The organism is Bradyrhizobium sp. UFLA05-108 (genome assembly GCF_059803455.1).
In genome coordinates this window covers 1-25,884 of the sequence record NZ_JBANAZ010000058.1, presented here as the reverse complement: position 1 = coordinate 25,884, position 25,884 = coordinate 1, and the positions used below count along the sequence as shown (strand labels likewise).

Below are 25,884 nucleotides of genomic sequence, written 5' to 3'. Positions count from 1 at the left end.
TGGAGCAAGGCCGGAATGAACGAGCCGACCCATCAATCAATCAGGCATAAGACGGTGGTATTCCCGCAACGAGGTAAGCCCGATCATGATTGGGAGACAGATGTCCTCGTAGTCGGTAGCGGTGCAGCCGGACTGTCAGCGGCGCTCTATGCGGCAAAGGCTGGACTGCGCGTTATAGTTTGTGAGAAATCGCCGCGGCTTGGCGGGACGACGGCGCTATCGAACGGCATGATTTGGGTTCCTTGTTCGCCCCAGGCGCGGTCTGCGAAGGTTGAGGACTCGCTTGCGAAAGCGCGCACGTACCTGCAGCATGAACTTGGCAACTACTATCGCGCAGACTTCGTTGAGCCTTATCTAGAAGACGGTCCAACCGCGCTCTCAACACTTGAGAGCGGGACAGAGGTCAAATTTACCCTTGCGTCTGCCCCCGATTATCACTCGAACCAGGTCGGCGGAGTTGACAAGGGCCGGGCGCTGAGCCCCGCACCCTATGATGGAAGGCTTCTCGGCAGCGATTTCGACCTAATAGGCGACCCTATTCGTGTTGTGCTTGGGGGAATGATGATCTCCTCCGCAGAGGTGAGAAGCTTTTTGAACCCGTTTCAATCTTTCGCTTCGCTGAAGCATGTTTTGCGTCGGGTCAGCCGCCACGCGTGGGATCGGCTGAGTTACAGACGTGGCACTGAGCTCAGCGGGGGTAATGCCTTGATCGCGCGGTTGCTCGTGAGCCTGCGCAAGTATGGCGTAGAAATCTGGCCAGAGTCTCCTCTCATAGAACTCATCCAGGATGAGGGGCGCGTCACTGGAGCTGTCGTCGAGCTGATCGATTCTGAAATTCAAGTGCGCGCCTCGCATGGTGTCATCCTCGCAACGGGCGGCTTTGCTCGTAACGCGCGATTAAGAGCGGAGCTTAGCGGTGCGCATCAGCACAACAACACGCTGGCGCATCCCGATGTCACCGGTGACGGCATTGCCCTTGCGTCTAGGCTCGGTGCCGCGATTGACAGTGATGTCGCCTCTGCCGGTTTCTGGACCCCAGTGTCGATCCTGAACAGCGGCAGCCGCTCGCAAGTCGTCCCGTACGGCTGGCTAGACCGCGGTCGCCCCGGTGTCCTCGCGGTAGGGCCAAGTGCCAGACGCTTCGTCAACGAATCCAATTCGTATCACGATATCTGCCTGGCAATGTTCAAGAACGGATATCCGGCAGACAAGCGATTCTACTTCATCTGCGACCGGGACTTCGTCCGCCTCAGAGGCATGGGACATTTGCTACCCTGGCCCTGGACGTTAAGCATCGGGAAATATGAGCGGCTTGGCTATATCAAGGTAGGCCAGACGATTCGAGAACTCGCGAAGCAGATAGGACTAGACGCCGGAGAGCTTCAACGGACGATCGAGGAACACAACGCACACGCTGCCGCGGGACGCGATCCGCTCTTCAACCGCGGTGAATCGGCTTTCAATCGCACGCTGGGCGATCCGGTGGTGGGAATGAAAAATCCAAACCTTGGACCGATCAGAAATGGGCCGTTTGTCGCGCTGCCGATCGTTCCCGCAACGCTCGGCACGGCGACTGGATTGGCAACCGATACTTACGGAAACGTCTTGGACGAAAAGGGCAGGCAGATTCCGGGTCTGTATGCTTGCGGGAATGACATGACCTCGCCAATGCGCGGAATTTACCCCGGAGCAGGCATCACGATCGGTCCGGCCATCGTGTTCGCGTACCGCGCGGTCAACGGCATGTTGGTATCGGCTCAACATGGGCAAAAGGCTGCGGCTTCCGGAGCTTGACGGTCAAGTTCGCCGTTTCCGCTGGCAGACCGGTTCGTCTGCTTCTCCCTAGACTTGAGCCGCTGTTGGAGAAATCCAGCAGCGGTTTTTTTTTGGCCGTCCGGCTGCCTCATCGGATCAGCGTGGTCACGGCGAGCGGTACCAGGACAGGCGTCACAATGCATTCATGCTGCTGCCGAGCCTCGAAAAGACGCCGGCGATCTCGTCCACTTGAAAGGCGCACGCCGTACTGATGCCCTGAACGTACAACTTCTTTGGCTCCGTCCTCCATTTGCCTGTACGCGTGGCTTGGCTCCCGCCTCGGCACCCCGCCGGTTCGCACGGGTCGGGCCTGTACCCGTTTTGGTCTCGTGTATCAAAAATGAATACGCGCCCAAGTTTCACGACCTGTTCTGCTCTTTAGCATATGTTCAGGGGATTGATGTCAGGATGCGTGCACTTCGGCTGGCTCGCAGGGCCTCCCCAGCTGCTGGCGTCGACGGCGATAAGTGAGTCCTTGGTCTCCTTGAACTCTCGACAACTCGTCGAACTCAGATTGCTTGGGTGTCGCGGCCTTCGGCTACTCGCCGTGACAAGGGTGCGGACCGATAAAGGTCGTTCACAAGTCGCGACGGCGGCGGACCGCTGACGAGGAGCTTCTGATGGAGAGTTTGGCGCCGGTCGCCAGGGTTGTCGCGGTTGCGCGCTGAAATAAATTCCCTCCAATGGCGACGGCAGGCATTGGCCGCTTTTTGGCCTTGGACGCAGTGCTATCAATAAACACGCGGGGCGCGGATGCGGATCATGGTGTTCGTCGCCACCCCCCGGGTACCTTGCCCCCTTGTCGGGTTTGTCGCTTCCAAGACACAGTGATGCTCGGCCAACGTGCCGTTCCCCGCTCGCAACTAAGCCATTGAATAGGATACAGAACGAGCTTCTCTGGGGCATTTCGCGCGCTTGGCACGACTCTTGAGTTTCTCTCTTTGGCACGGCCGCCGGAGCGGCCGAGCGGTCCTAGTCGTTGGTTCAGGAGTCATGACCTTCAGGTCATGCACGTCGACCCAGGGGTTAAATCATGGATCGTCTGGAATTTCTTCGGACGAAGATAGAGAAGAAGGAGCTGCCAACATACGTCTATGGCTATCCTTCGAAGCGCGCGTATAGGGCTTTCCCGCAACCACTCCGCATAACCGATGTTGCTGAGCAGGTTAGTCGCTCAAAGCAAATCAACATCTATATCCATATTCCCTTCTGTCGCTACCGATGCACCTATTGCACTCTCTTTCTTGCAACCCGCAATAGACGCGGGAGTCAGGAGTCTTATGTTGGTCGGTTGGTGGAGCACATTGCTCGATATGGAGAGTACTTCGGAGATCAAGAGGTCGTCAGTATCTATTTCGGCGGCGGCACTCCGACGCTGCTAACGGAGCATCAATTCGGCGAGCTATTCGCCGCCCTCGATACTGCATTTCCAAAACGAAGCCGGCGATGCGAGATTACGGTCGAGGGCGCACCGGATTCTTTCGACAATAATCTTATGGATTGCTTGCAGGCACTTGGCGCTAACCGAATGAGCATGGGCATCCAAAGCATGGAACCCGGCGAGCTTGCGCACTCTGGTCGGCCATATTCGATTGAGATTGCAAGAGCGGCAATCGAGGCGCTCATCAAGCGCTTTTCCCACGTCAATCTTGATTTGATCTACGGCCTGCGTGGTCAAACCCGTGACTCTTGGCTCTTTTCGCTTGGTCGCGTGCTCGACTATGAGCCGCAGACGGTCTCTCTCTATCCCGTTGTTGTTCGTCCCATGACGAACGTCATTACCTCGAAAATGCATAATCCTGAATTATTCTTCTCTGAAGCGGAAAAGTATGAAGTCTACGATCAGAACGTTGCTTGGATGGCGTCCAAAGGCTACCGGCAAGAATCCTTCACACGTTTCACAAGGATGACTGGCGACCATGCCTACCGGCAGGAAGTGTCGGATTTCGAGGGAACGCCCCTGCTCGGATTGGGGGCTGGTGCCAGAAGCTACTTCGGCCAATATCACTGCGGCACGGATTATGCCGTAGACGGGGGCACGGCTTCGCGCATCATCGACACATTCTCGGATCGTCCGTTCGATCCTGAGGCGATAGCATCACACGGAATCAAGTTGACGTCGGAAGATGTTGCGCGTCGTTACACTCTCCTTGGCCTCACATTGTCAGCTTTAAGCAGAAAGAATTACGCCGCGATATTCGGACGGGCGCTAGCGGACGATTTCGGCGAAGAACTCAAGGCGCTCGAGTCTTTGCAACTCATCAATTTGGCCGATGATGATGTTTGTCAGCTTACGCAAAAGGGGGTCAAATATTCGAGCATTATAGCTCGGATGTTTTACTCCGACACGGTGGTTAGACTTGAGGAACAATATCAGGCGGCGTGAGGTGCAGTATGGAAGAGATGGCGAATTCACCTTGCTGGTGGGATTCGGGCTACGCCGACCACAACGTTTCGTCTATGGGTGGTCCTAGCCCCGAAATCTTCGAGATCGCGCCAGCTCTCCGCTCGAAGAGCGTGGTTGTCGAGCTGGGGTGCGGCGAGGGGCGCAATGCTCTCTATTTGGCCCATTTTGATCATCAGGTGATCGCGAGTGACAGCTCTGAAGTCGCGATCTCCAAGTTGAATAGGCTCGCAGGTGAGCTTGGCGTAAACATTACGAGCGGTGTGGTTCGCGTTGAAGAGTTTCAGCCACCTGCTTACCTCGACGTCTTTATAGCGCATTCCGTATTGCATTTCACGGAACGGAGCGTCTGGAAACCCCTCATCACGGCCTTAATCGATCGGACTCGGCCTGGAGGATTTCATTGCTTCACCAATACTCTCGATCAACCAGACCATCCCGTTTCGAAGGAGAGTTTGGCGTCCGGTCACAAGAAGTCCTTCTCGCGGGGAGAGCTTCAAGCAATCTATGCGGAAGCCGACTGGGAGATTCTACGGTCTGACCATTACATTAAATGGGACTCGCATCCTGGCATTCCAATTCATTCGCACTGCATCGAGAAAGTTGTGGCTCGTAAGCCAATTGGATCTGAAGATCTCCCGCCAATGCGAGCTGAGCCTATCGACGCGGCCGGAATGATTCCTGCCGAACAATTTGATGACTTGAAACTGGGCACATCACGCGATGCCATAATTGAGATGCTCGGCTCGCCACCAGCCAGCCATGGGGTGGCGACTAACCGGAAGACGGTCGGCGGCAACAATCAGGGGGCCATAGCCGACAGCTATGTGCGCGAGGATATGATCTATGGCGATCACGGCCTCCAGTTTGTTAACGGAATGCTGACTGGCAAATATCGATATTTCACGTCCCCGAAGCGCTTGAGCATTCGGGAAGCTTAAGCTCGGACGAAAGTTCTGATTAGGTAGCCTGCTAGCCGAAGCAAGTCTTTCGTCTGCTCTTCGTTTCCTGCCGGAGAACTTCCAACGTGCCATCATGGCGCCCGCCGCCCCCGCACAGGACTATCCAGGCCGCGGCTGAAAACGCTCCATGTCCTTTGTGGCGAGTGGCTAGACAGGCAAAAGCTTGCAGGAAATGCGCGCAGTAGCTGCAGCCCGGCTTAGGCACGCTGCTTGCTTCGTCCGAGGGAGCATTGCCGAAACTCCCCCCGGTGATGCAGGGGCGACCTGGCGCATCACATCGAGGCGTCGGCGCGTCAGGCCGCCCCGCTGCCTCGCTCTACTTCTGACACCCGCCAGTAGGAGAATATATGAAGGTGAACGCGCGGGCAGCCGCGGCTGCCGCGGCTCACTTGCCGGGCCGCGCACTTCGATCACGACACGTCATCCAAGTTCTCTGTGAAAGTGACAGGCGGTGAAGCCCACGTCTACGACTGCAATGCACATACAGCGCCTGGCCACGCATCGTCCTGGGCCGGCGCTCGTTCTTGCTCGGTCCCCGATCGCGGTGCCGTTCCGGCCATTTGACAGAAGCCGAACCCGCGATTGTCGTATCCGCGACAATCTCGAAGGACATGTTGGAACGCGCGGCTTCACCGTGGTCGGCAGAACGAACCCCTTTTGTTGAAATATATGAACCCGAATTCGCGATTGGCGCGTAGTTTGCTACGGACCCCCGGTAACGGGGCCCCGCCCATGAAAGTCGCTGCTAAGATCCAGGATGCACGCGCGCCAAGGCTCTTCGCATTGGTACTCGGCACGAACGAAATCGCTTCTGCTATCGCCACGAAGCTCACCGAAGCGAAGTTTGCTGTCGTAATGAGACACGATGCCTTTCCACCGGTGATCCGCCGCCGCATGGCATTTCACGACTCGCTGTTCGGCGAGCCGAGTGAAATTGAGGGCGTCGTGGGCAAACGGGCCGATACGCTAGCGGAAATCACAGAGATTCACACCGAACCGAGCAGCGTGGCAGTGACCGAAATGCACTTCTCCGACGTCATTGCCTTGCGCTCACTATCCGTGATCGTGGATGCACGCATGCAGAAGCACCGAAGACCTCCCGATCTGCGCGGCTTCGCGCGGGTGACAGTCGGAATCGGGCCCGGCTTCGAGGTGGGCGTCAACTGCGACACCGCCATCGAGACCCATCCGATTGAGACTGGTGCAATAATCTCGCGAGGTGTCACCAAGCTGGCGGACGGCCGAGCCTGCGAGCTCGGCGGCGCTGGACGCGAGCGCTTCGTATACTCGCCCCGCGATGGCATCTGGCGGACAGGCCTCGATATCGGCACGCTGGTGTCCAAGGGATTGCTGTTGGGTTGTCTCGGCGGCAAATCGGTCCAGGCTCCCATCGAAGGAGTGCTACGCGGTATTGCACGGGACGGCGCGCGCGTGCGGGAGGGCGTAAAATTGCTGGAGGTCGATCCGCGCGGACGCCAATCTTGCTGGACTGGCATGGATGAACGAGGGCGATCCATCGGATGCAGCGCCGTCGCGGCAATCGAGAAACTTATTTCGCCCCGACCGAACAATCGTCGATATTTTCGCCGATAGTTAGAGAGAGAGGTTACTTTTGGCGCGCTCTTTGGCGTGAACTGCCGGTGTAGGCACCGGACAGTTCGTGCAGCAGGTAGCTTAGCACATCAATCTTTTCCGCATCCGAAGGCATTGGGCATACGGATGCTTTCCCCCTGCCGCTGCGCAGAACACTGAAGTGCCAATCGCGATGCTCACAATCTTCTTCGCTATCATTTCCCTCCTTTACGCGACGGTTGGGCAGGCGGGTGGCACCGCGTTTCTTGCCTTAATGGCCTTTGCATCGTTTCCATCAACTCAGATGCGACCGACAGCATTGTTACTTAACATCGTTGCTGCCACGTATTCGACATGGCTCTTCAATCGCGGTGGTTTTATTGATTGGAAGAGATTGAGACCTTTTCTAACCGCCTCGGTGCCAACTGCTTTAATTGGAGGATTCACAATTCTACCCCCGCATCTCTATGATGCTATCACCGGCATTATCCTCCTTTTTGCTGCTGCCATCTTGTTGATCGGGCGAGCCAAGAAAGCTATCCCTGACGGTGGCACGCCGTCATGGGGCGCAATTACGACAGGAGCCGGCATCGGCCTGGTCTCGGGGCTTACTGGCGTCGGTGGGGGCGTTTTCCTCGCGCCTATTCTTATTGCGATGCGGTGGGCTTCGCCCAAAGAGACAGCAGCTTTGTCTGCCCCCTTCATATGGGTGAACTCCGCAGTTGGATTGGTCGGCGCGATTTACGCCGGACAGTTGCCTTCACCTCAGGCATGGCTATACGCACTGGGGGCTGTCGCAGGGGCGATGGTAGGGACCACGATTGGTCTTCGTTGGCTGTCGGAGACCACAACGCGCTATGTACTTGCTGCCGTACTTGGCGCCGCGGGGATCCAGCTTATGCTCTTTTCAACAAGATAACACCATCAGATCGGTTCTTGGATCCATCCGGGACGTCGACCGAGGAACGTCTGCTTCTGATGCTGGAGAAGAATACGGTCGTGGCCGCCCACGTTCGCCGTCGGTCTTGCTCCACTCGCCGGCATCTGCCCGCGACCGCAACCGGGAAAGCGTCTCCTCATTTGGGCAAGATCGTTGCCGCCTGCTGCTTCTGTCTGCACCGCACTTCTGTTCGGAGGCGGCTAAAATGGCGCGCTTTGTGACGAAATCCGGCGAGACGAGGTCCACAAATCACCGCACGTACCGCAGTCGGCACTGGGATCGAGACGCCGGGGCTCATCCTCCTCCTCCTCCTCGGTAGAGCAGACGATTATGCTGTGCTGGCCACCCACATAGTATTCGGCGGTCGCCTCACGATCCGCTTGCCCATGCGCATTCGCCTCGACAAGCGTAACGACAAGTTTCGCACCTTTTTTAAACCACAGCGGACTTTATTTTGTCCTGCGCGAGTTCGAATGAGTCCAATCGCTCCAACCTTTCTCCTACAGACTTCTTGCGCCCGCGCGCAGTTTCTCGTCAATACCTTTTCAAAAACGCAGTTTCTATGCGCGATCCGATGTCAATAATTCTCGAAATAACTTCAACCCGATCTAAAACGGCGGTTAGCAATGGGCGCAACTATAAAATGCAACCTTGGAGAGAGACATGCAGGTAGCAATATGCGTTGCAGGGCTGATACTGGCAATCGGGCTCATCGGGCATGCAGAGGCACGTGGTGGCCACGGAGGCAGCCGCGTCAGCTACGGCGGAGGCCACCACACGAGCAGCCATGGCGGCCGCTTCCTGGGCGGCTCGGGCTCATCCCACCGCGGTGGCACCTACGTGAATTCTAGGACCAGCAACCGCTACGGCACCCACCAATAGGAGCAAGCGCAGTGGCTGACGTACAGGTGACCTGCATCAACAAGCAACCTCGCGATAATCCGCATGAGGGGATCACCCACCTTGGTGGTCGGAATGGAAGTGGCCGCGGTCTCAGGTGATCCAATCAATCGAGTCCGGATCGAACACTTTCTTCACAACAGTCGGCGGGAAGCGAGCCGAGGTCGGCATTGTTAATGGCCCGAACGGAAAATACGTACGGACCCATGCCGGCGGCTATTACAACGCTAACCTCTTGGCTTTGCCCGAATGTTCCTAAGCACTCATCTTTTGGAGTTTTCTCTTTGACCTACGGCTTGCCCGCCTTTCCGATTGCGATTGGATATGTGCGTCGAGGACCTGCTATGGACCGAGAGCCGCGGCGGCGGGGTAGGCTACTTCTCGAGCCGCCGCCGGTGTTCGACGGCATCGCTGTTCACGAGCTGACCAGCCGTGCTTCTAAAGGGGGCGCGCTTACGCTTTGTCTGGAAAAGGATCGTGTTCGCCGGAGCCGAGCTTCGCCGCCACCGATTGTCATGGAGACGAGCCTGTAATAGCCCACGATGCCGATTAGATCGACCGCTCCAGTCTCCCCAAGTGCCGTTTTGACTTCCCGGCGTTTTTGCTCTCCAAGAGCTCGACCGTGAACTCGTATCTCTCATCCTGGAATTGTGGGTCGGCAATCGCGCCGGACGGGGCGCTCTACGTTGCGGACGACGTACACGAACGAATTTGGCGTATCCTTATCATGGGCCTCCCAGCGCCCCCGTCTCAGGCGCTCCGGACGAGCCGGCCTCCGGACGGCGGAATCTCGCTGGCAAATAGCGATCTGAAGCCATTATTGCATTCGCCTGGTCGCTTGGGCACCAGCACATTGAGCTTCATCGCGAATTAGATGAAACGGTCCCGGCGTCTCACTGCCGGGGCCACCCGACTAAGCTTTTAAGAGCTCAAACTTCCGACTCTCCGGCTGCGGATCAAACGCATCCTAGCGCCATTCCACAGGATAGTCCGGATAGCCTATCGGTTTTCGATCCAGGTGGGTTCAAGACGGTACTTGAACGGACCAGATTGCGTCGCGGCTGGTCTTCAGAACCTGGCCTTCAGGAATATGGAGCCACGGTACCTGCTCCTTTGCGACTTCTTTCATCAGGTCGTTGATCTCGACTGAGAGCCGCTTCATCGCGGCGTATTTCTCGTTGGTATCGAAAATGATGCGAGAATTGTCGGGCACCCGGAGTGTCTTTGCAAAAGCCTCATCGTGGTAAAGCTGGTCGAGGAAACGCTGTACTTCGCCCAATATCCTTAACTCGTAGAAGAAGCCCATTTTGAGCGCGTCCATGTCGGCATGGTACATGGTAGCGGCAATGTCGAAGCTGGGAAAATTGATAACCGTACCTTCATCAATGGCGTCGGCTTTTACATTTTTGCATAATCTGATTGCTTTCCTCAATCCACCAAACGCGCTGTCACAACGCTCTCCGACACGCTTAATGTGGAGGAACGGAAGATTGTCTATCGTTTCTGGCACTTTCTTGTTCAGAATCGTGACCGTTCGGTCGTGCTCTTGTCGCGAGACCTGATGCGCATGATTGTCATGCCAGTGGCTCGGAACGACGTCGACTGGGCGAGCTAAAGAACCTCCGGAGATACTGATCGATTTGCCGCCTGACGTATCCACCGTTGCCTTAGGGTATTTGACCTTAAGGATCTTCTCAGCTTCTGACCTCAATGCCGAAAGCACGCCCATGGAAGTTCTGGGCGTTTGAGTGCCTGAGTAATGACCTTGTTGGCTCAGCACGCCTGTCGGCGAATAGGTAAAAAAATCCGTGTCAAGAGTGAGTAGGTCGACATCACTCACGCCTCTAATATGGACGTTGAGTGGCACAGAACCTTGCAATCGAAAATCCGCAGACATACCGGCGCTCGCCAAACCGGCTTTCAGTTGTACGCCAACTCGCTCCGCGGTTTCGACGCTGATGCGCGTATAATCAGCGCCAACCTCTTGCATCGCTCCTAATGCGTAGCAGGTATATTCCTGGTTTGTCGCGCGTTTCTGCCAAGATTCTTGCAGTAGGCTCTTAGCGAGAATGTCTGGTTGAGAATCGGCTGCGACTCGGGTCAGGCTATCGACGCCCTTTCGCCTTTTCGCCAGTTGGTGAAGCCGGTTTCCAATGTTGCGAGCCATCAAACCCTCCTCAATTTCATGGTACCAAACGTGTTGCGGCCGTGGCCGTTGAAATACTCGCCATCAGCGGTTTGCAGATCGCGGGCAAACACTAACTCGCCGAAACCGAGGTGACTTTTCAGGTCGACTTCTCCAATTTTTGGATCGTTCCGATAGTGATAAAGCAGACGATAAGCATCGGCATCGTCGCAGATCAGGGCCGCGGAGATGCTATGCGACGAAGACTGGTTGGTCTTCAACAGGACCCTGATTCGATCCCAGCTTTGATGTACGGTGATCGTGGCCTGCCAACTCTGACCAAGGGTGCCGTCGTGGTTGAGGGTTTGGCCCTCACAGCGCCATTGGCCCGCGATATCGGGTACTTTGACGACCAACTTGAGGAAGCGCCACTTCCAAGCAAATCGATCGAACAGCCAATATAGCGCCGTGAAGACCGTAGCCGCGCCGGCCAACGAAAGGACGGACGGGGTCAGATTTACGTTCCAACCCCAACGATGGACGATGTCTACTGCCGACAACAGAACGTAGACAATGAAGGCGGATACGCTTGCCGAGAGGAGACTTAGATACCTGCCCACGTGCGCGCGGTTCATCGCCCCAAGCAACGCATATTCGTGTTCGCGCATTTGGATTCCCCCAACCCCGACCCAAAATAGGCGCTGCGTTCCGCAACTTCAAAGGGAGTGAATCTAACTAGGTTGTGGATAACCTTCGTGGGAAACACTCATAGGTCGTCGGTCCGGAGAACGTTGCGAGCGGATCTCTCGATGGCTTAATCAGGCGGTAGGTAGTCGATGTGGGCCCGGGTTCGATGATCAATACCGCCAACACCGCGAGACGACATGTCGCAAGCCGAAGAGGGGGCGTTATCGGCCCTGCGCTGTCTCCTGAGGAGCGCAACGCAATCATCGAGTTCCTCAAGTCGATATGAAATCAATAGGATCAGCTTCAAGTGGAATAGTATCGAAGACAGCCTCCCGCAGGACAGAGCTGGACGGGTGCTCAGACCGATTGATCCAGGCGAAACTTTTCTCGAGCAAGGGGCGGCAATGGCGGAGCAGAAGTAGGGTCTGGTGGCGAAATTCCTGAAATGGATGATTGCTAAACATCCGGATACATTGTTCGCGCTAATCCGGCTGTCAGGCCCAACTTGGCGTTGGGTGCCGAAGGGCCGGTGTTTATCACCCGCTTCCCGGACGTGGAGGAAGCGCTCAGTCGGCCTGACATCTTCAACGTCACCTATGCGCCAATTATGGACCCATCGGTGGGCCCCTACTCGGCCGCGACTGCACGGAGATAAACCAGCGCGACAAGGGCATCATGCGTGCCTTCAAACATTTGGATCATTGTCGCGATATCGGTGGGATCGATTTTAGTGGCGGAGCCGATCCTCACATTTCTGCTGTTCCGCGAGGTGCCGACAACCGGCTCTCTGATTGGGCTGGTTTGCGGCGCGGTGGGCACGCTCGCAGCGATTTTCTTATAACCGCTAGCGCAACCGCACCGGCATCGCCTTGTATTCCGGATTGGATGGGAGGTGGCCGAAGCGGTAGTAAATCTTGTTCATCGCCGTCACGGCAGCCGCACATTTCGCTGCTGCGATCGCCGCCAGCGCGATCACGACGGCCGCCGCGGATTCTATCGCCTCTATGACACTGAGTTGTGGGTCGCAATCACGCTCGCCAGCAACAGGCCGTATCTGCTTTGCGGTAAAAGCGTCTCATAGGTCGTCGTCGGCGCAGAGTCTGACGTCCTTGGCGCAATCCGGAATTTGATCCTCAACTGCTCAATTGACGTGTTGCCTCAGGCGACTTTCAGCGTCTCGCCGCCGATTTCGCGATTGCAGGGGCAGAGTTCGTCGGTCTGCAGCGCGTCCAGAACCCGTAGCGTGTCCTTCGGGCTTCGGCCGACATTCAGGTTGGTCGCATAGACATGCTGGATCGTATTCTCCGGATCGACGATGAACGTGTAGCGATGAGCGACGCCCTCAGGCGAGCGCACGCCAAGGCCATCGACAAGGGTGCCTTTGGAGTCAGCAAACTGCCAGATGGGAAGGTGATGCAGATCCTTGTGCTCGCGGCGCCAAGCGAGCTTGCAGAATTCGTTGTCGGTTGAGCCGCCGAGCACGATTGCATCGCGATCGGCGAAGTCCTTCGATAGCCGGGCAAACTCGGTGATTTCGGTCGGGCAGACGAAGGTGAAATCCTTGGGGTAGAAGAAGATGATTTTCCATTTTTCGGGAAAGCTCTCTTGAGTCAACGTCTCGAACGCGCTCTGCCCCTTTTCTTCCTGCAGGTGAAAGCCCGGCTTCACACCCGTGACTTCGAACGACGGCAACTTACTTCCAATTCCAAGCATGTGTGTCCTCTCGGGGTTGCGCGTGGAAGCGGTGGTCTGGCTTCATCGAAGCAATCGACATGCCACTCGATCTTGAGGTTTAGACTGGCTGAAATGCAACACAGGTTCTGATTGGTTTGAGAGTTCCGGAGAGCCGATCGGGGAGGGGCCAGCACTTCGATGCTGTGGGGCGAGCCGGGTTGGAGGCCTGACGAAAACCTGAACATTCGAACGTCAACATCATCTGGTGAATGGAAGGCAGAGGATACCGCGAAGCGCTCGTGCATTCCCATTCGGGCGCATGTGTTGTGCCCTCATCCTGCTTTCTCTCTGGAAATACCGCTTGCTGCGATCTCGATGTGCTTGGACTTAGTCGAAACGACTTGCTTCAGGGGCCGCCTGGCGATCACGCGAGCGATCCGCGAGAAAGAAACGCTCTGCGAGGCTGTTCTCGGGATCGGTGATCGAGTCGTCGCAGATCGGTGACGCTCGCGAGGGACTTCAACTGCGGCTGCGGGAGTGTGGCACAGATTTGTACCCCACCAAAACAAGGAGGCGACAACATGCTAATTTGTGTAGCAATATGCTTTGCGCGCTCGGAACGAAAGAGTGTCCCACACCGCTTTGATTCGGAGCAGTTGGATGTGTCGCGCCGCTTCGACGGAACTGGAGTCCCAAGGTATTGTTCAATGCTTTGACGCCGGCGATGTTTGCTGCCGAACCATCTGTTGTGCGCGCGCGTTGGGACAAGTTGTGGCCGGATTTGTATACGGAATATGCGCGAGGCATTTGAAAGAAGAACTGTCCATTCGTAGCTTGATCGTTACCGACGAAGCTGAGGCATTCTTTGACGCCTGGGCTCTTTGCGCGCACACTGCCGACGGCAGCGTGCGCGTGCCGCTCGCTCGACTGCGTTAACTGGTTAACGCCACGTCTCGTCCGCCGGCTGTATCTTCAGGCGCGCAAAGTGCGAGCGCTGGAACCCAATGAGCGAGGATAACGCATGAACGGCAAGCGCGTTCTGATGATCGTCGGGGATTTTGGTGAGGACTACGAAACAATGGTGCCGTTCCAGGCCCTGCTCGCCGTCGGCCACACGGTTCATGCCGTCTGTCCCGGCAAGGCCGCAGGCGACACAATCGCAACGTCGATCCATGATTTCGAGGGCCAGCAGACCTACAGCGAAAAGCGCGGCCACAATTTCACGATCAATACCACGTTTACCGAAATCGATTGCTCAACTTACGACGCGCTCGTGATACCGGGCGGCCGAGCTCCCGAATACCTTCGCACCGATGAACGGGTGATCGATCTGGTCAGATACTTTTTCGATGCCGAGAAGCCCGTCGCCGCAATCTGTCATGCGGCGCAGCTCCTTGCGGGCGCCGGCGTGCTGAAGGGGCGCACCTGTTCGGCCTATCCGGCCTGCCGCGTCGAGGTCGAACTTGCAGGCGGCGTCTATGCCGATATCCCAATTGATGGCGCTGTGACAGATCGCAATCTGGTCAGCGCGCCGGCTTGGCCGGCTCACCCGTCGTGGCTGTCGCAATTTTTTGCCGTTCTGGGGACGACGATCAGCCATTCCGGCATGCGCCGCGCCGCATGATCGTCCGGCTTGACGACGCCCGCCCAGTGGGAATGAGCGTAGGTACAGGCGCAGGGCAGGGTGATAGGCTGTGATCCGGCTGGTTCTGTTGACCGAGGAGGTCGCCCATGTGCAGGCTCTTTGTCAATGCGGATGCGGAGCTTTGGCAGACCCGGCTGAAGTCCGTGCGCATGCGCGGTTTCTCCACCAGCATCCGCTTGGAGAACCTTTACTGGCGAATTCTCGAGGAGATCGCGCAGCGCGACGGCATGACACTCTCGCAGCTTCTGGACCGGCTGCATGAAGAATTGCTGGAGGACCGGGCGAACGTGGAGAATTTTCCTCGTTCCTCCGCGTCTGCTGCGGCCGGTATCTGATGCTGCAGCTCTCTGACGACATCCCGCGCGATTTCGCCACGCCGATCAGATCGCTAGACGCCAACCGCATCCTCGAGCGCGAGGCACGACTTTTTGCTGCGAGCCGGGAGCACGAATAACAAATCGAGGGTTTCAGTCGCTCGTTAGGCGGAATTGCGTCATGGCTGTTGCCGAACTCGTCTGGGACAACAAGCTACTTTCAAATGGCGCGCCTGACACGATTTGAACGTGTAACCTTCGGAACGCTATCCAGCCGGGCGATGGGCGCATGCTTACACGCGCTTCTTGCAAGTTGTTACGCATCACACATCGGCATCGAAGATAAGCTGACGCGGGCCCAGTCCGCACGGCCAAGAGACTGATGCAACCGTAAGTTCGCATCGCGAACGTCTTGAAGCCGCATCTGCAAAGCACCGTATTTACGTTCTTGAGCTTCAGACGAGCCAACGAGAGATCCAGCGGCTGACGGGGATCGACCGCAAGACGATCCGGCGCTACCAGGCGATTTTCGTGTCCGGGCGAGCGGCGGAGGCAAATTCCCCCGAGGTGACCGCCGGCTCTGAGGCCACCGAAGGCCAAACTCCCCCACCTCCGCGACCGCCAGCTATCGGAGTGACGGTGGCCGTCAAGACGTTTGATTTCGCCTGCCCAGCCTGTGAACCGCATCGGGAATGGATCGAGCAGCAGGCCCGCCTGAGGCGCAACGCGCAGGCGATCTATAAGGATTTGGTTGATCAGTTCGGCTTCACTGCCAGCTACGAGAGCGTCAAGCGCTTCGTGCGTGCCTTGCGCCACATCGATCCCAAACAGTTTGACCGTATCGAGTTTGCCCCGGCGAGGAAGCCCAGGTCGATTATGGCGAGGGCGTTCTGACCCGTACCCGAGGAGCGGTCGTCACCGCCGGCCGCGCCTGTTCATCCCAGTTTGCTTTCATGATATCATGTGTATGAGCAAATCAACTCATGATATCACGAAATCAGCAAAGAAGAGACCTTCCGAAGCCGGCGAGGCGGTGCTGGTGCGGCCTGCAGCCAGAACTGGCAAAGCCGCTGGGAGCCGAGTTCAGGACGACCTTCCCGGACGGCCAGAGGTGATCCGGCGGCTCGTCGATATCGGACTGAGGGCGAAGGGCGAAATAAGCTTTGGGGACGGACTGACCATGAAGCCGCTAATCGGACTTGTCGCGCTACTGCTTACGACCAGCGCGTTCGCTCAAACCGTTCCGCCGAGAGCCGCTAAAAGGCCGCCAGTTCAGGCAAAGCAGCAAGCCCCGATGGGTTGCAAGTTGGTTGGCACGGTCAGGGGCACTAAGCTATGGGCGGGCGACTGTACTGCGGCGCCGCAAGCTCCGCTGCCCGCATCGCCGGCTGAACCGCCCAGCGACGCCCCCGCAGAGAAGCAATGATCGGCATCATGCTCGCTGGTGCAACCCATTGTGGTGGGGACACCCATAGATGGTTATCCCGGTTGCGATTTTTTCCCGATATGGTTTGCGGTCGGATAGGCGCTCTAAGAGCAGGCGGCTCCGGCGTCGCCAGCCCGCCGTCTGCTTTGCACGCGCTGTTAACGTGGCTGGCGGCGAGGACCGTCAATGGATTTGCCAGAACGCCTCTTGATTGGTCTGGCTACTGGAGCCGGATTGTTTCTATGCGCGGTCGTTTCCGCGCTTTGGATGGTTGGCTAGGAGGTAACGCGCCGATGTCCGATCGAGAAATCGAGCATGAAACCGCCGTGAAGCAACTGCTAAGGAAGGCAGCCAGGCGAAGGCGTCCAAGTCAGCTCTACTCAATCGTCCCGCACGGCCAAGAGACTGATGCAAACCGTGAGTTCGCATCGCATCGCGATCCGAACGGCCTCCTATGGTTTTTCTTATTTTTGCCGGCGTTTGTGATTGCCTACGCAATTTGTGTGAAGATGGGCGCGATTTAGGATGACCATCCCGCTCGAGCGAAATTCATTATTCGGACCACAGCCGTCGTGTTCGAGGACTGCAAAGCAGGTCCATCTCAATTGCGCCTTGTCGGCGTTCATCCCGGGTTACGGGTTCGGTCTGTTTCGTCGTGGGGAAGGCAACACCTCCGCGGATCAACGAAACGGCATAAGCCGGCCTAGGCATAACTTCCGCGCAATTGATGGCAGCCTGCGGCGATCAAAGCGCGCCGCTGCGGTGGGGAATGACAGAGTTGGAAGTGTGGCACTGAACCTGCGTGCAACGTTGCGCGGGCGGCCTCCGTTAGGGCATGTGGCGCTTTCACCTGAAGCGCTTACGGTTTTGACGCTGAATATCCAGAAGCGCCACGTCATCGGACATAATCTTGGCGTCGCGGTGCAGCTTCCGGCGGAACGAATGCGCTGGCGGCGGCGAAAGCCGAAGTGGTGCGCAAATCCGTGGGGCCGCAAGGCCTGTGCCGGTTCGAGTCGGGCCACCCGCACCAGGTTATCCAATTCGAAGTTTTTGAGGTGACGATGAACGATTTGAAGGAGAGCACGTCGGCGGAATTTGGCAAACGGTGAACTCGATAAGCTCTCCCACGTCGGCCGCGGCGTTTGCAATCTCCAGCTTGCCTCCCCAAGATCCTGACGGCGGAGGGACGCAAAGAGCTGAGGGCGGTTTTTCGTATAGATGGGCCGATGCGAGCGTGGCGGAACTGGTAGATGCATCGGACTTAAGCCATCGAGTTGGCGGGAGCTTGGCTCGTGATTGCCGGTGAAGGTTGCCTGGACTTTGAGCAGTTCTGCGCCCAGGGTTTCCCCTAGGGCAAATACGGCGCAATTCACACCTAAGGCAAAGAGAATACGGTTTATATCGAAAGCGACCGCGCCTGGTAACAGCGTCTCCTCGACGCTCCGGCCTTGTCGTCCTTCGAGAACGTCTCCGTGATCGCTTCCCGCGCCGTCACGTCCGCCTTAAGCGTATGGTCAAGCATAGGCACAAGCCAATCCCTTCAAAGAAACTTTCAGCTTGGTATCGGGTCCGGCGCACCAGCGTACCCGATCCGTCTAACGGATAGAGCTCGCACCCGGCTTGCCGTTCTGGTAGCGCCGCCGATCTACGCCAGCAACTCCCGCTGACGCGCGTCTCGCTGCGCTTTGAAGGCAGCGATGAAGACCTCAAGGCCGGAGGAGGTTAAACCGTTCTCGGCGACGAGACCCATCCGCATGAGGTTGACCGTCTCGATCAGGCTGTCGCCATGCGTGGAGCCTCCGCCGAACAGCTTAATAACAATTCTCTGCTCCCTGCGAGTTAGCTTGTTCCAGAGCGTCAAGTCGGGCATCTCAATGCCTCACGCGAATCGCTGCATGACAATGATGAATTAGCGCATCGCCCAGAGGCGAAATCATGGCGCCGGCCTCAATGCTGCGAGTAGAGGCAGATGGTTTCGGTATTGTGCGGCGGAACGCGAGTGATTTTCACCTCCAGCGCGCAATAGGTCTCGTATAGCCCTCAAGAATGGTCATGGCGCCTCCGGATCAGACAGATGCAAGTGGCCGCCCCGTCAGCTTCTCGTCAGGTGGATGCGGCATACCCGACAAGCTGATGCTCGTTGAAGAGGCAGCCCGGTTCGGCAAGCGGGTTGCCCACGCACTGGTACGAGCTTCGGCGGCACGCGGTGCGTGTTCCAAGATGCACCGCGTGCCGACTTTTCCACCATTGTGGCGGCACGACCTCTCGAATTGCAGGGTAGCTTAGAATATTCCGGCTTGTGAGATCTATGTCAGGCGCCGCCGAACCATCTCGCGGGACAGGCTCTTGTGCTCGGTGAGCTTGACCATCGCGCTTGCCAGCAGCTCGAGCGTCCAGCGGGCACGGCCCTCCGGCCGACCGGCACAGGCGGTGGCCACCAGCCAGGCTTCTTTCTTGCCCGTGAGTCTGCGCTCCGCCCCGGGACGCGGCTCTTCGCTCAGCGCCCGCTCCAGATTGCCTTCCACGAAGCGTCGCTTGGTCCGGTACACGGTCGAGCCGCCCACGCCGACACTTCTGGCGATCTCCTCGTCGCCGGCCCCGACATCGGCAGCCAGCAAAATCTGCGCTCGCTTGAGCTTGCGGGACGCATGCTTGCCGCCGCTGAGCAGGGTCTTGAGTTCGGTGCGCTCCACTTGGCTGAGTTCGACCCGATAGCGTACATTCATGCCTGCCTCCTTGATCGAGGCACGCACGAACAACTGAGCTGACTCTGGAACGAGCTGGCCTCATTAGACGGCAGCCAAGAACCCCCCGCAGCATCGAGATCCTCGTCGATCCCAAAAGCCTGCCCGAGCTAATCTGACCGTTCCCAGTCCAACCGGTCAAAATCACTGTGCAGAGCCACTAGTGATCGTTATACTTTGGGAGATTCATTGAAAGTAGTTTTGTATGCTGTGGCGAGCGATGGAGCCCGACCATCTTCCTGGGGTTCGTGGCATTGCACATCGCGTCCACCTGAACTACCCCGAGGATGCGGCCGTTTTCTCGGAACGGCTGGAGCTGTACCCTGAGGGATGTTTCGTACTCGAACGCGCGCGGGACGGCCTGGCCGGTTACATCGTCAGCCATCCCTGGCACTTCAAGAAGCCTCCCGCGCTGAACGTGCTTTTGGGCGCCGCCGCCGAGCCCGCATCGACCTACTATATTCATGACATCGCGTTGCTGCCGGAAGCGCGCAGCGGTGGCGCAGCTTCCGAGGTCGTGCTCAAGCTGGTCAGGCACGCGAAAAAAGCCAGGTTTCCCAATCTGTCGCTGGTGGCGGTCAACAATTCAGCAAGGTTCTGGGAGAGACACGGTTTCCGAACGCTGGATGATGCAGATCTGAACCAGAAGCTCGCAAGCTATGATGACCGGGCAAAGTATATGGTCCTTGAACTGACATGATACGCAGGCGGTTAGATAGCCCTCGCGAAGGCTCAAGCTGGTGAGTATTTGCGGCTTGCGCCGAACGTAGTTCGTGCGTGGCTGTGGTTTTCGCTTGATGGGGGGCGTGGTCGGCTGGGATTGACCATCTTTCGCAGCAGCTTGTCTTCGACCTTCGGTAACCGTTTGATATTGATCGCCGCCGCGCTCAGCTGGTTCTTGATGTGCGAGGCCTAGAATTTCTCGATTTGTTCCACGCTTGTGCGGCAGTTCTTGGCGATCTGGTAGATGTCGGCACCCTCCATCAGCCGAAGGCAGGTAGTCCGGGCCCTCAGCAGCTTCTGCCTCCCATAGCTTACTCCTCCGAATTGAAGCGGGACAACTGTCGGTCGAGAAGGTAACCGCTCATGAGAGTAGAAGCTCACCTCGTCAATGGGAAAATAGATTCTCCGACTTGGTTCAAGCTGTCCGCGAGGGCTGAGGAAATCGAGCACTAGACCGTGCCCAGGATACGTCGGCAGTCCTTGGCTCTTGCAATCAACCGTTCGGTCAAGCGCGCAATGATCGCGTTGTCGAGTCCCTGTGCCTTTGCGCTTGCGCACACGGCGGTTATGTTGTCGGGGATCTGCGCGGCCATGGAGGTCAAGCCTGCAATCACTTTGTCGGCGTCGAAGCGGGTTTCGCGCGCGAATCTCTGCCAGTCGCGCAGGCTAATCTCGTTCAGCTTGTATTCGTCGCCGATTTTCATGGCGAGCTTGGTCTTCTTTAGATCGACGTCGTCGTAGGGAAGAATGCTGGCTACGTCGTAGAGCGGCGCAAGCCGCACGGTGGGACCGCCGGCTAGAAGTAGTGAATAGTTCTTGGCGTGGGCGTCCGTACCCGCAATGAGCCAGTTAAAGGCGAGAGCATCGACGAATGTATCGACATCGGTGACACGATCTGTAGAATGGGTACGCAACAGTTCAATAATGTCGGTGGGTGTCGGTCCGCCTTCGCTTTGATATTTTTGCGTCGGCATTGTACCGCGTGCCTGACAGATGTCTTCCTGATGGACGCGCACGATGCGGTTTCCGCTGAATTGCCGATCGTAGCGTTCGATGACGATGGCAATTTCCTTTTCGAACCGCATAACTCTGGTTTCTGCGACCGGCAGGCCAAGATTGCGCGCGAGCAGGAGGCAGATATGTTCGTTCTCGGCATGGCCGTCGAAATGACCGGTCGGCGGCTTCAGGATATGAGTTGTCGGAATACGCCCAGACGGTATGCCCCATTTGTCCTTCTGTAGTAGCAATGCGGTTTTTGGCTGAGCGCCCGCGAGGCTGAACTGCCCTGTGTCCCGCGGCAACCGCCATGCGGCGTGATCTTCGCGGAGCGCTTGCAGGCGTTTTGCGAGGGCCGTTTCGTCGAGCCATTCGACCTTATCGTCCGCGCCGCTTTGCAAGACTTCCAAACGGTCAGGAGTGACGAACTGAACCGCGCCAGCGCAATCCTCGCCGACATGCGAAATGAGGGCAAACACGTCGCGGGCTGAAACCTGAAATTTCTTGGCCCAACGATCGAGCACACGTTCGTTGTCCGGCAGTAGGCCCCAGAGAAAAGCTTGAACGGCGGAAGGTCCGTGTTTCTCGGCCGCGAGCGGCATGGAGAGCGATAGCGGATAGGCTCCCTGCGCGTTACGCCAATCGCGGTTGTAGACAAAAGTCAGTCGGCCGCGTGCATCGTTATGCACCCGGCCAACTTCGTTGCCAGCCAGGAGAGCAATGAGCTGGTTCGTCATGTCTTGCGCTTTCTGGCTTTGGCTATGATCGCGTTGATATCGACGGCGGTCTTTTCTGACGTGCGGCTATTGGAAGGCTCGCTGCTTGCATCCAAGCGAATATCCAAGGCGTCGAGAGCGCGGAGGACAAGTCCGAGTTCAGCGCGTGCATGGCCCTGCTCGATTTCGATCACCCACTGACGGCTGACGCCAATGCGCTTGGCGAGGCTCGATTGATCGAGTTTCAGCCTCTTGCGTCTATCACGGATGATAGCTCCGAGATCGGTCGCGGTACGAATAAGCATGGCAAGTCCAAATGTCAGCGTTCGCCAACATTATCATATGTCATCGATCGCTGACAATCAGAAAAATGTCAGCGTTCGTCGACACCTGCCAAAAGTCAGCGATCGCTGACATTAACGCGCTCCGAGCGTCTTCAAAATAGTTATATATATCAATATCATAGATTGAAAAATAGGCCCAATACAGAAAGTCTTAACGACCCATTGCTAAAGGTCAAGTGTAGCGCAATTGGGCCTTGCCGCAGAGGTGTCGATGCTTGTTGCCATATACGAGGAAATTTGGCCGTCGCCGGTCCGAGAGGACTTTCAGCCTAAAGTCAGAGGCCCCGTCGACGTGGCCGACGGCTACGACAAAGCCCACGCCATCGCACAAGAGAAGGCAGGCCGGTTCAATCGTTCTTCGTTTGTCGGAGACGCTAGATTTTCCGTACTGGTGGGGCCACGACAAGGATGCCCCACAATTGCATCGGTATGTAATCAGAGCTTCGTAGGGACGTGATACCCAAGATAAAAGACACGCAATCATTGCGTTAGGCTTGTCTCACACGCCGTCCATCCAATAAGGTATTTGAAACCGGGAGAAGACGCGACCATGAGATGGCATGCTTTCATGATATTCGTGGGTCTTGTCGTCGGGACAATGAATTCCGCACTTGGGCAACAGATCAATTGCGGGCCGCCTCCAACACTCAGCCAAGAACTGCAAAATAACGAGGTAATAAAGGGTAACTTGCAAGGCAAGGCACAGCTTCTCTCGAAATATGTTGGACAAGCAGAGCTAGGTGGACAGATCGAGACGACCAAGAGCGAAATATACACTCAATCCAAGGACTACTATCCTGCGCAACAAGAAGCCTATCTTAGCTATCTCTTCTGTTCGATTATCAGCGCCGATCCCAAATTCACCACGCCGGAGAAACTAGACGCGCTTATGAAAAACAAGGCGGCTCGTCAGAAAAGTTCGTCGAATGATCTGCCGCCATGCGTGCCCAGCGTCCTGAAGAACATCCCGTTGCCGAACGTACCGACCCTGGACGGGAACGGCAATCATGTTGGCGATCTCTCTGGCATCGCCGTGAGCGTCATTCAAGAATGCCCCACACCGACGGCGTCTAAGCAAAGAGCACATCTCGCGTTCGGCTACTATAATGGATCGGGAACGTGGAGAGGCGAACAACATCTAACATTGGTTCTGAAATCGAGCGAAGGGGCGGTCCTCAAGTCACAAACAGTTCCGCTCGACCGCTCCCGTTGCATCTATGGTCATGAAGAGCAGCGAAATGCGGACGATACTCTTGACGGCGGAATCGGCTATCTAGTGAACTCTGCTGAACTAACCGTGTCACGCGTCTCTGGCACTCAAACCCCCTGCTAAAGTTGGTTCGTCTGACGCTCAAACCGTTATCTCAAGAATCTAATGCACGCAGTCGGAATCCGGCAATTAGTCGAAGAGCTGCGGTATTGCGTATAAACTATTGCAACGTACGATCGCGTACTCGCCGTTAATAGGTCAAGCTGGCACGACCGGTTTTATGTTGGAGGGTGCCTAGCTGGCCTCTCTTTCTCCATTTCACAGCATCGCTATTCAACAAAAGGACATTACGAATGCCCTGGTCCGAGACGTCGAGACGGCAGACCTCAGTGGTGAAGGCGAGATTAGCGCGGCAAGAAGTATCCATTCGGCGTAGCTTTCAATTACCCATAACTTTGACCACTCGGGCTGATCCGCCGATCGGCGAAATCTTGAGTCGAAAGAATCACTTGTGATTCCTTGCTGAGCACCTGATTCGCGAGGGGGTGCTCTATGGGGCTGACATTAAGGGATCGATCGGCAAAAGGCCGTTTGCGGTCCTTGGAAGGCGAATGTTGGATTGATCGAGAGAGTGGTGGATGCGAGTTTAAGGACGCGCGGCTCGGCGACAGATTCCGCAAACTGCTCACGCAGATTGGAAGTGCCATGGGACAAAGCATTCCGCTCGTCTGCCAGGATTGGGCGAATACCAAGGCTGCCTACCGCTTCTTCTCCAATGACCGGGTCAGCGAAGCGGACATTCTGGCCGGCCATTTCCAATCGACACGTGGTCGTGCCGCCGCCGCTGAAGGTCTCGTTCTTGTGCTGCACGACACAACCGAGTTCAGCTATCAACGCGAGAAGTCAGAAGCGATCGGCATCACCAAGAGCATAAACAGTGGACGGGATAAGGCGGGCCGCCTCAGATCGCACACGGTTTGCGGCATCCTGATGCATTCGAGCCTCGCGGTTACAATCGAGGGTGTGCCACTGGGGTTGGCGGCCGTTAAGTTCTGGACCCGGAAGAAATTCAAGGGGACGGCAGCGCTTAGAAAGAAGATCAATCCGACCCGGATTCCCATCGAGAAGAAGGAAAGCATCCGGTGGTTGGAAAATCTCAAGCAGTCTACGCAGCTCGTGGATCATCCGGGACGATGCATCCATATCGGTGATCGCGAGAGCGACATCTACGAGCTTTTCTGCGCAGCACAGGAGATCGGAACTCATTTCCTGATCAGGACCTGCGTCGACCGCTTGGCTGGCGACGGGGATCACACGATCGCCGACGAAATGGACGAGGTCGCCGTCAAAGGGCTCCATCGCATCGAAGTCAGAGACAGCAACGGCGATCCCGACCAGGCCGTTCTTGAGATCAGGTATCGCAAGATTCGCGTCCTGCCACCAATCGGAAAGCAGAAGAGCTATCCTGCTCTGACCCTGACGGTGATCCATGCCGAAGAGCGCGGGACGCCGAAAAACAGAAAGAAGATCGATTGGAAGCTGATCACCGACCTGCCTGTTGGATCCCGCACCGACGCCATTGAGAAGCTGGAATGGTATGCTTTGAGATGGAAGATCGAGGTGTTCCACAAGATCCTCAAATCGGGCTGCAAAGCTGAGGAGTCGAAGCTCAGGACCGCCCAGCGTCTGACCAATCTGATCTCGCTATTTTGCATCCTGAGTTGGCGGGTCTTCTGGATGACGATGCTCAACCGTTCCGCCCCAGACGCGCTGCCAACCCTCGCGTTGACCGCGACTGAAATCGGTGTGCTCGATCGCCTCGCCAACGACAAACCAAAAGCAAGACAGAAAACGCTCTCGCACTATTTGATCAAGATCGCCCGGCTCGGCGGTTATCTCGCCCGCGCCAGCGATCTGCCGCCCGGCAATACCGTCATGTGGCGCGGGCTGTCACGCCTCACCGACATCGCGCTGGGCGCCATGGTCGGAGGAGAATTTGTGGGTAATTGAAAGTCGGCGTAGGCCGCAGGGTCACCGCCTGAGCAGTTCAGGGTTCTCTTTGTAAACCTTGATGAGCTCGATCAGGTTTTCGATGCCGAAGTCGGTGAACGCCTGAACACCGTCTTCACCGACGCCATAGACCCAGATCACGCCGTCCTCGATCTCCATCCCGATGGCGATGTCGCGCAGCCAGTCTTCATCTTCGCCGAGGTCCATTGCCACCTGGGTAATAGTGGTGACGTGATGGACCTTGTTGACGTGCGTGGTCATGCTGCTCGAGCAGAGATTGCTGATCCCGGCGTCCAATTCCAAGGCAGCAGCTCGTCCAGCCGATGAACTGTAAGCGGCGTGTCTCCCGCACCTTGTTGCTGTTGAGCTGATCGGCAATATGCGTTCGTCTTGAAGTGGACGGATTGCACAGATGATCGAGCGTGTTGTTGATGCATCGCAGCTACGAGTTCGGCGGCGCTGGAGCGACGAGGTCAAAGGACGGATCGTCTCGGAATCCTTTGTGCCGGGCGCGATCGTCTCGGTCGGCGCCACGGTCTGTCGCCGCAGCATTTGTCGGCCTGGCGCAAGGCGGCACGGGACGGCTTGTTGAAGCTGCCGGAACACACGGAGCCGAGGCCTGCAGGAGCGGTCGCGATCCAGGAGGCGAGTTCATCAAGCGGCGAGGCCGTTAGCTC

At 57.0% G+C, this 25,884-nt stretch carries 21 protein-coding genes and 3 pseudogenes; 15 read left to right on the top strand and 9 right to left on the bottom strand.

Annotation, left to right across the window (positions count from 1 at the left end):
- Positions 1-15 precede the first annotated feature (15 nt).
- The 7 genes from SO140_RS33145 to SO140_RS33115 all read left to right on the top strand — a co-directional run bounded on the left by SO140_RS33145 (position 16) and on the right by SO140_RS33115 (position 8,852).
- On the top strand, positions 16-1,794 hold the full coding sequence (locus SO140_RS33145; RefSeq protein ID WP_498543622.1) for an FAD-dependent oxidoreductase: 1,779 nt from the start codon (positions 16-18) through the stop codon (positions 1,792-1,794).
- 1,054 nt (positions 1,795-2,848) lie between these two features.
- Positions 2,849-4,201, top strand: coding sequence for a coproporphyrinogen-III oxidase family protein (locus tag SO140_RS33140; RefSeq protein ID WP_498540385.1), 1,353 nt, complete (start codon positions 2,849-2,851; stop codon positions 4,199-4,201).
- A gap of 8 nt (positions 4,202-4,209) precedes the next feature.
- Positions 4,210-5,160 (top strand): class I SAM-dependent methyltransferase, encoded by a 951-nt coding sequence (locus SO140_RS33135; protein ID WP_498540384.1) that lies wholly within the window; start codon positions 4,210-4,212, stop codon positions 5,158-5,160.
- Between the two features lie 753 nt (positions 5,161-5,913).
- Positions 5,914-6,774: a xanthine dehydrogenase gene (locus SO140_RS33130; protein WP_498540383.1), complete on the top strand. Its 861-nt coding sequence runs from the start codon at positions 5,914-5,916 to the stop codon at positions 6,772-6,774.
- A gap of 172 nt (positions 6,775-6,946) precedes the next feature.
- The gene (locus tag SO140_RS33125; RefSeq protein WP_498543621.1) at positions 6,947-7,672 is read left to right on the top strand and encodes a sulfite exporter TauE/SafE family protein; all 726 of its coding nucleotides are present in this window, start codon (positions 6,947-6,949) and stop codon (positions 7,670-7,672) included.
- Positions 7,673-8,356: 684 nt separating this feature from the next.
- Positions 8,357-8,575, top strand: a complete 219-nt coding sequence (locus SO140_RS33120) for a hypothetical protein (protein WP_498543620.1) — start codon at positions 8,357-8,359, stop codon at positions 8,573-8,575.
- A 115-nt stretch (positions 8,576-8,690) separates the two neighbouring features.
- A complete protein-coding gene (locus tag SO140_RS33115; protein ID WP_498543619.1) occupies positions 8,691-8,852 on the top strand; it encodes a DUF3892 domain-containing protein in 162 nt (53 codons plus the stop codon).
- A gap of 765 nt (positions 8,853-9,617) precedes the next feature.
- Here the strand turns inward: SO140_RS33115 and SO140_RS33110 are convergent.
- The 4 genes from SO140_RS33110 to SO140_RS33095 form a co-directional block, all read right to left on the bottom strand.
- Positions 9,618-10,760 carry a nucleotidyltransferase family protein gene (locus tag SO140_RS33110; protein WP_498543618.1) on the bottom strand — a complete coding sequence of 381 codons (1,143 nt, stop codon included), beginning with the start codon at positions 10,758-10,760 and terminating at the stop codon, positions 9,618-9,620.
- Positions 10,760-11,386, bottom strand: coding sequence for a Cap15 family cyclic dinucleotide receptor domain-containing protein (locus tag SO140_RS33105; protein ID WP_498543617.1), 627 nt, complete (start codon positions 11,384-11,386; stop codon positions 10,760-10,762). Before SO140_RS33105 ends, SO140_RS33110 begins: the two co-directional genes overlap by 1 nt.
- Before the next feature lie 863 nt (positions 11,387-12,249).
- Entirely contained in the window at positions 12,250-12,381 is a 132-nt protein-coding gene (locus tag SO140_RS33100) for a hypothetical protein (protein ID WP_498540381.1), read from the bottom strand.
- 182 nt (positions 12,382-12,563) lie between these two features.
- Positions 12,564-13,118 (bottom strand): peroxiredoxin, encoded by a 555-nt coding sequence (locus tag SO140_RS33095; RefSeq protein WP_498543616.1) that lies wholly within the window; start codon positions 13,116-13,118, stop codon positions 12,564-12,566.
- Positions 13,119-14,100: 982 nt separating this feature from the next.
- Between SO140_RS33095 and SO140_RS33090 the strand changes: the two genes are divergently transcribed.
- From SO140_RS33090 to SO140_RS33075, 4 genes and pseudogenes are all read left to right on the top strand, one after another.
- The gene (locus SO140_RS33090) at positions 14,101-14,703 is read left to right on the top strand and encodes a DJ-1/PfpI family protein (protein WP_498543615.1); all 603 of its coding nucleotides are present in this window, start codon (positions 14,101-14,103) and stop codon (positions 14,701-14,703) included.
- Positions 14,704-14,810: 107 nt separating this feature from the next.
- Positions 14,811-15,178, top strand: a pseudogene (locus SO140_RS33085) (ribbon-helix-helix domain-containing protein).
- A gap of 260 nt (positions 15,179-15,438) precedes the next feature.
- Positions 15,439-15,978, top strand: a pseudogene (locus tag SO140_RS33080) (IS21 family transposase); the annotation flags it as partial.
- A 482-nt stretch (positions 15,979-16,460) separates the two neighbouring features.
- Positions 16,461-16,988 carry a hypothetical protein gene (locus tag SO140_RS33075; protein ID WP_498543614.1) on the top strand — a complete coding sequence of 176 codons (528 nt, stop codon included), beginning with the start codon at positions 16,461-16,463 and terminating at the stop codon, positions 16,986-16,988.
- 1,121 nt (positions 16,989-18,109) lie between these two features.
- On the opposite strand, the gene SO140_RS33070 is transcribed toward SO140_RS33075, so the two are convergent.
- Positions 18,110-18,334 (bottom strand): hypothetical protein, encoded by a 225-nt coding sequence (locus tag SO140_RS33070; RefSeq protein ID WP_498543613.1) that lies wholly within the window; start codon positions 18,332-18,334, stop codon positions 18,110-18,112.
- A 442-nt stretch (positions 18,335-18,776) separates the two neighbouring features.
- Positions 18,777-19,190, bottom strand: a pseudogene (locus tag SO140_RS33065) (helix-turn-helix domain-containing protein); the annotation flags it as partial.
- A gap of 223 nt (positions 19,191-19,413) precedes the next feature.
- Here SO140_RS33065 and SO140_RS33060 point away from each other — a divergent pair.
- Positions 19,414-19,908, top strand: a complete 495-nt coding sequence (locus SO140_RS33060) for a GNAT family N-acetyltransferase (protein WP_498543612.1) — start codon at positions 19,414-19,416, stop codon at positions 19,906-19,908.
- Positions 19,909-20,380: 472 nt separating this feature from the next.
- Here SO140_RS33060 and SO140_RS33055 read toward each other — a convergent pair whose 3' ends face one another.
- Both SO140_RS33055 and SO140_RS33050 read right to left on the bottom strand, forming a co-directional pair.
- The gene (locus tag SO140_RS33055) at positions 20,381-21,664 is read right to left on the bottom strand and encodes a type II toxin-antitoxin system HipA family toxin (RefSeq protein ID WP_498543611.1); all 1,284 of its coding nucleotides are present in this window, start codon (positions 21,662-21,664) and stop codon (positions 20,381-20,383) included.
- The gene (locus SO140_RS33050) at positions 21,661-21,948 is read right to left on the bottom strand and encodes a helix-turn-helix domain-containing protein (RefSeq protein WP_498540376.1); all 288 of its coding nucleotides are present in this window, start codon (positions 21,946-21,948) and stop codon (positions 21,661-21,663) included. The genes SO140_RS33055 and SO140_RS33050 overlap by 4 nt, the downstream gene beginning before the upstream one ends.
- Before the next feature lie 589 nt (positions 21,949-22,537).
- Here SO140_RS33050 and SO140_RS33045 point away from each other — a divergent pair.
- Both SO140_RS33045 and SO140_RS33040 read left to right on the top strand, forming a co-directional pair.
- The gene (locus SO140_RS33045; RefSeq protein ID WP_498543610.1) at positions 22,538-23,320 is read left to right on the top strand and encodes a hypothetical protein; all 783 of its coding nucleotides are present in this window, start codon (positions 22,538-22,540) and stop codon (positions 23,318-23,320) included.
- A 429-nt stretch (positions 23,321-23,749) separates the two neighbouring features.
- Positions 23,750-25,207 carry an IS4 family transposase gene (locus tag SO140_RS33040; RefSeq protein ID WP_498543609.1) on the top strand — a complete coding sequence of 486 codons (1,458 nt, stop codon included), beginning with the start codon at positions 23,750-23,752 and terminating at the stop codon, positions 25,205-25,207.
- Between the two features lie 21 nt (positions 25,208-25,228).
- On the opposite strand, the gene SO140_RS33035 is transcribed toward SO140_RS33040, so the two are convergent.
- Positions 25,229-25,468 carry a hypothetical protein gene (locus SO140_RS33035; RefSeq protein WP_449384682.1) on the bottom strand — a complete coding sequence of 80 codons (240 nt, stop codon included), beginning with the start codon at positions 25,466-25,468 and terminating at the stop codon, positions 25,229-25,231.
- A gap of 291 nt (positions 25,469-25,759) precedes the next feature.
- Between SO140_RS33035 and SO140_RS33030 the strand changes: the two genes are divergently transcribed.
- A partial coding sequence (locus SO140_RS33030) for a hypothetical protein (RefSeq protein WP_498543643.1) occupies positions 25,760-25,884 on the top strand: 125 nt, incomplete at its 3' end.

Excerpts from the sequence above, each read along its gene's own strand:
- SO140_RS33145 (WP_498543622.1), top strand. The coding sequence starts at position 16 with ATGAACGAGCCGACCCATCAATCAATCAGGCATAAGACGGTGGTATTC.
- SO140_RS33140 (WP_498540385.1), top strand. The coding sequence starts at position 2,849 with ATGGATCGTCTGGAATTTCTTCGGACGAAGATAGAGAAGAAGGAGCTG.
- SO140_RS33135 (WP_498540384.1), top strand. The coding sequence starts at position 4,210 with ATGGAAGAGATGGCGAATTCACCTTGCTGGTGGGATTCGGGCTACGCC.
- SO140_RS33130 (WP_498540383.1), top strand. The coding sequence starts at position 5,914 with ATGAAAGTCGCTGCTAAGATCCAGGATGCACGCGCGCCAAGGCTCTTC.
- SO140_RS33125 (WP_498543621.1), top strand. The coding sequence starts at position 6,947 with ATGCTCACAATCTTCTTCGCTATCATTTCCCTCCTTTACGCGACGGTT.
- SO140_RS33120 (WP_498543620.1), top strand. The coding sequence starts at position 8,357 with ATGCAGGTAGCAATATGCGTTGCAGGGCTGATACTGGCAATCGGGCTC.
- SO140_RS33110 (WP_498543618.1), bottom strand. The coding sequence starts at position 10,760 with ATGGCTCGCAACATTGGAAACCGGCTTCACCAACTGGCGAAAAGGCGA.
- SO140_RS33105 (WP_498543617.1), bottom strand. The coding sequence starts at position 11,386 with ATGCGCGAACACGAATATGCGTTGCTTGGGGCGATGAACCGCGCGCAC.
- SO140_RS33095 (WP_498543616.1), bottom strand. The coding sequence starts at position 13,118 with ATGCTTGGAATTGGAAGTAAGTTGCCGTCGTTCGAAGTCACGGGTGTG.
- SO140_RS33090 (WP_498543615.1), top strand. The coding sequence starts at position 14,101 with ATGAACGGCAAGCGCGTTCTGATGATCGTCGGGGATTTTGGTGAGGAC.
- SO140_RS33075 (WP_498543614.1), top strand. The coding sequence starts at position 16,461 with ATGATCGGCATCATGCTCGCTGGTGCAACCCATTGTGGTGGGGACACC.
- SO140_RS33070 (WP_498543613.1), bottom strand. The coding sequence starts at position 18,334 with ATGCCCGACTTGACGCTCTGGAACAAGCTAACTCGCAGGGAGCAGAGA.
- SO140_RS33060 (WP_498543612.1), top strand. The coding sequence starts at position 19,414 with ATGCTGTGGCGAGCGATGGAGCCCGACCATCTTCCTGGGGTTCGTGGC.
- SO140_RS33055 (WP_498543611.1), bottom strand. The coding sequence starts at position 21,664 with ATGACGAACCAGCTCATTGCTCTCCTGGCTGGCAACGAAGTTGGCCGG.
- SO140_RS33050 (WP_498540376.1), bottom strand. The coding sequence starts at position 21,948 with ATGCTTATTCGTACCGCGACCGATCTCGGAGCTATCATCCGTGATAGA.
- SO140_RS33045 (WP_498543610.1), top strand. The coding sequence starts at position 22,538 with ATGAGATGGCATGCTTTCATGATATTCGTGGGTCTTGTCGTCGGGACA.
- SO140_RS33040 (WP_498543609.1), top strand. The coding sequence starts at position 23,750 with ATGGGGCTGACATTAAGGGATCGATCGGCAAAAGGCCGTTTGCGGTCC.
- SO140_RS33035 (WP_449384682.1), bottom strand. The coding sequence starts at position 25,468 with ATGACCACGCACGTCAACAAGGTCCATCACGTCACCACTATTACCCAG.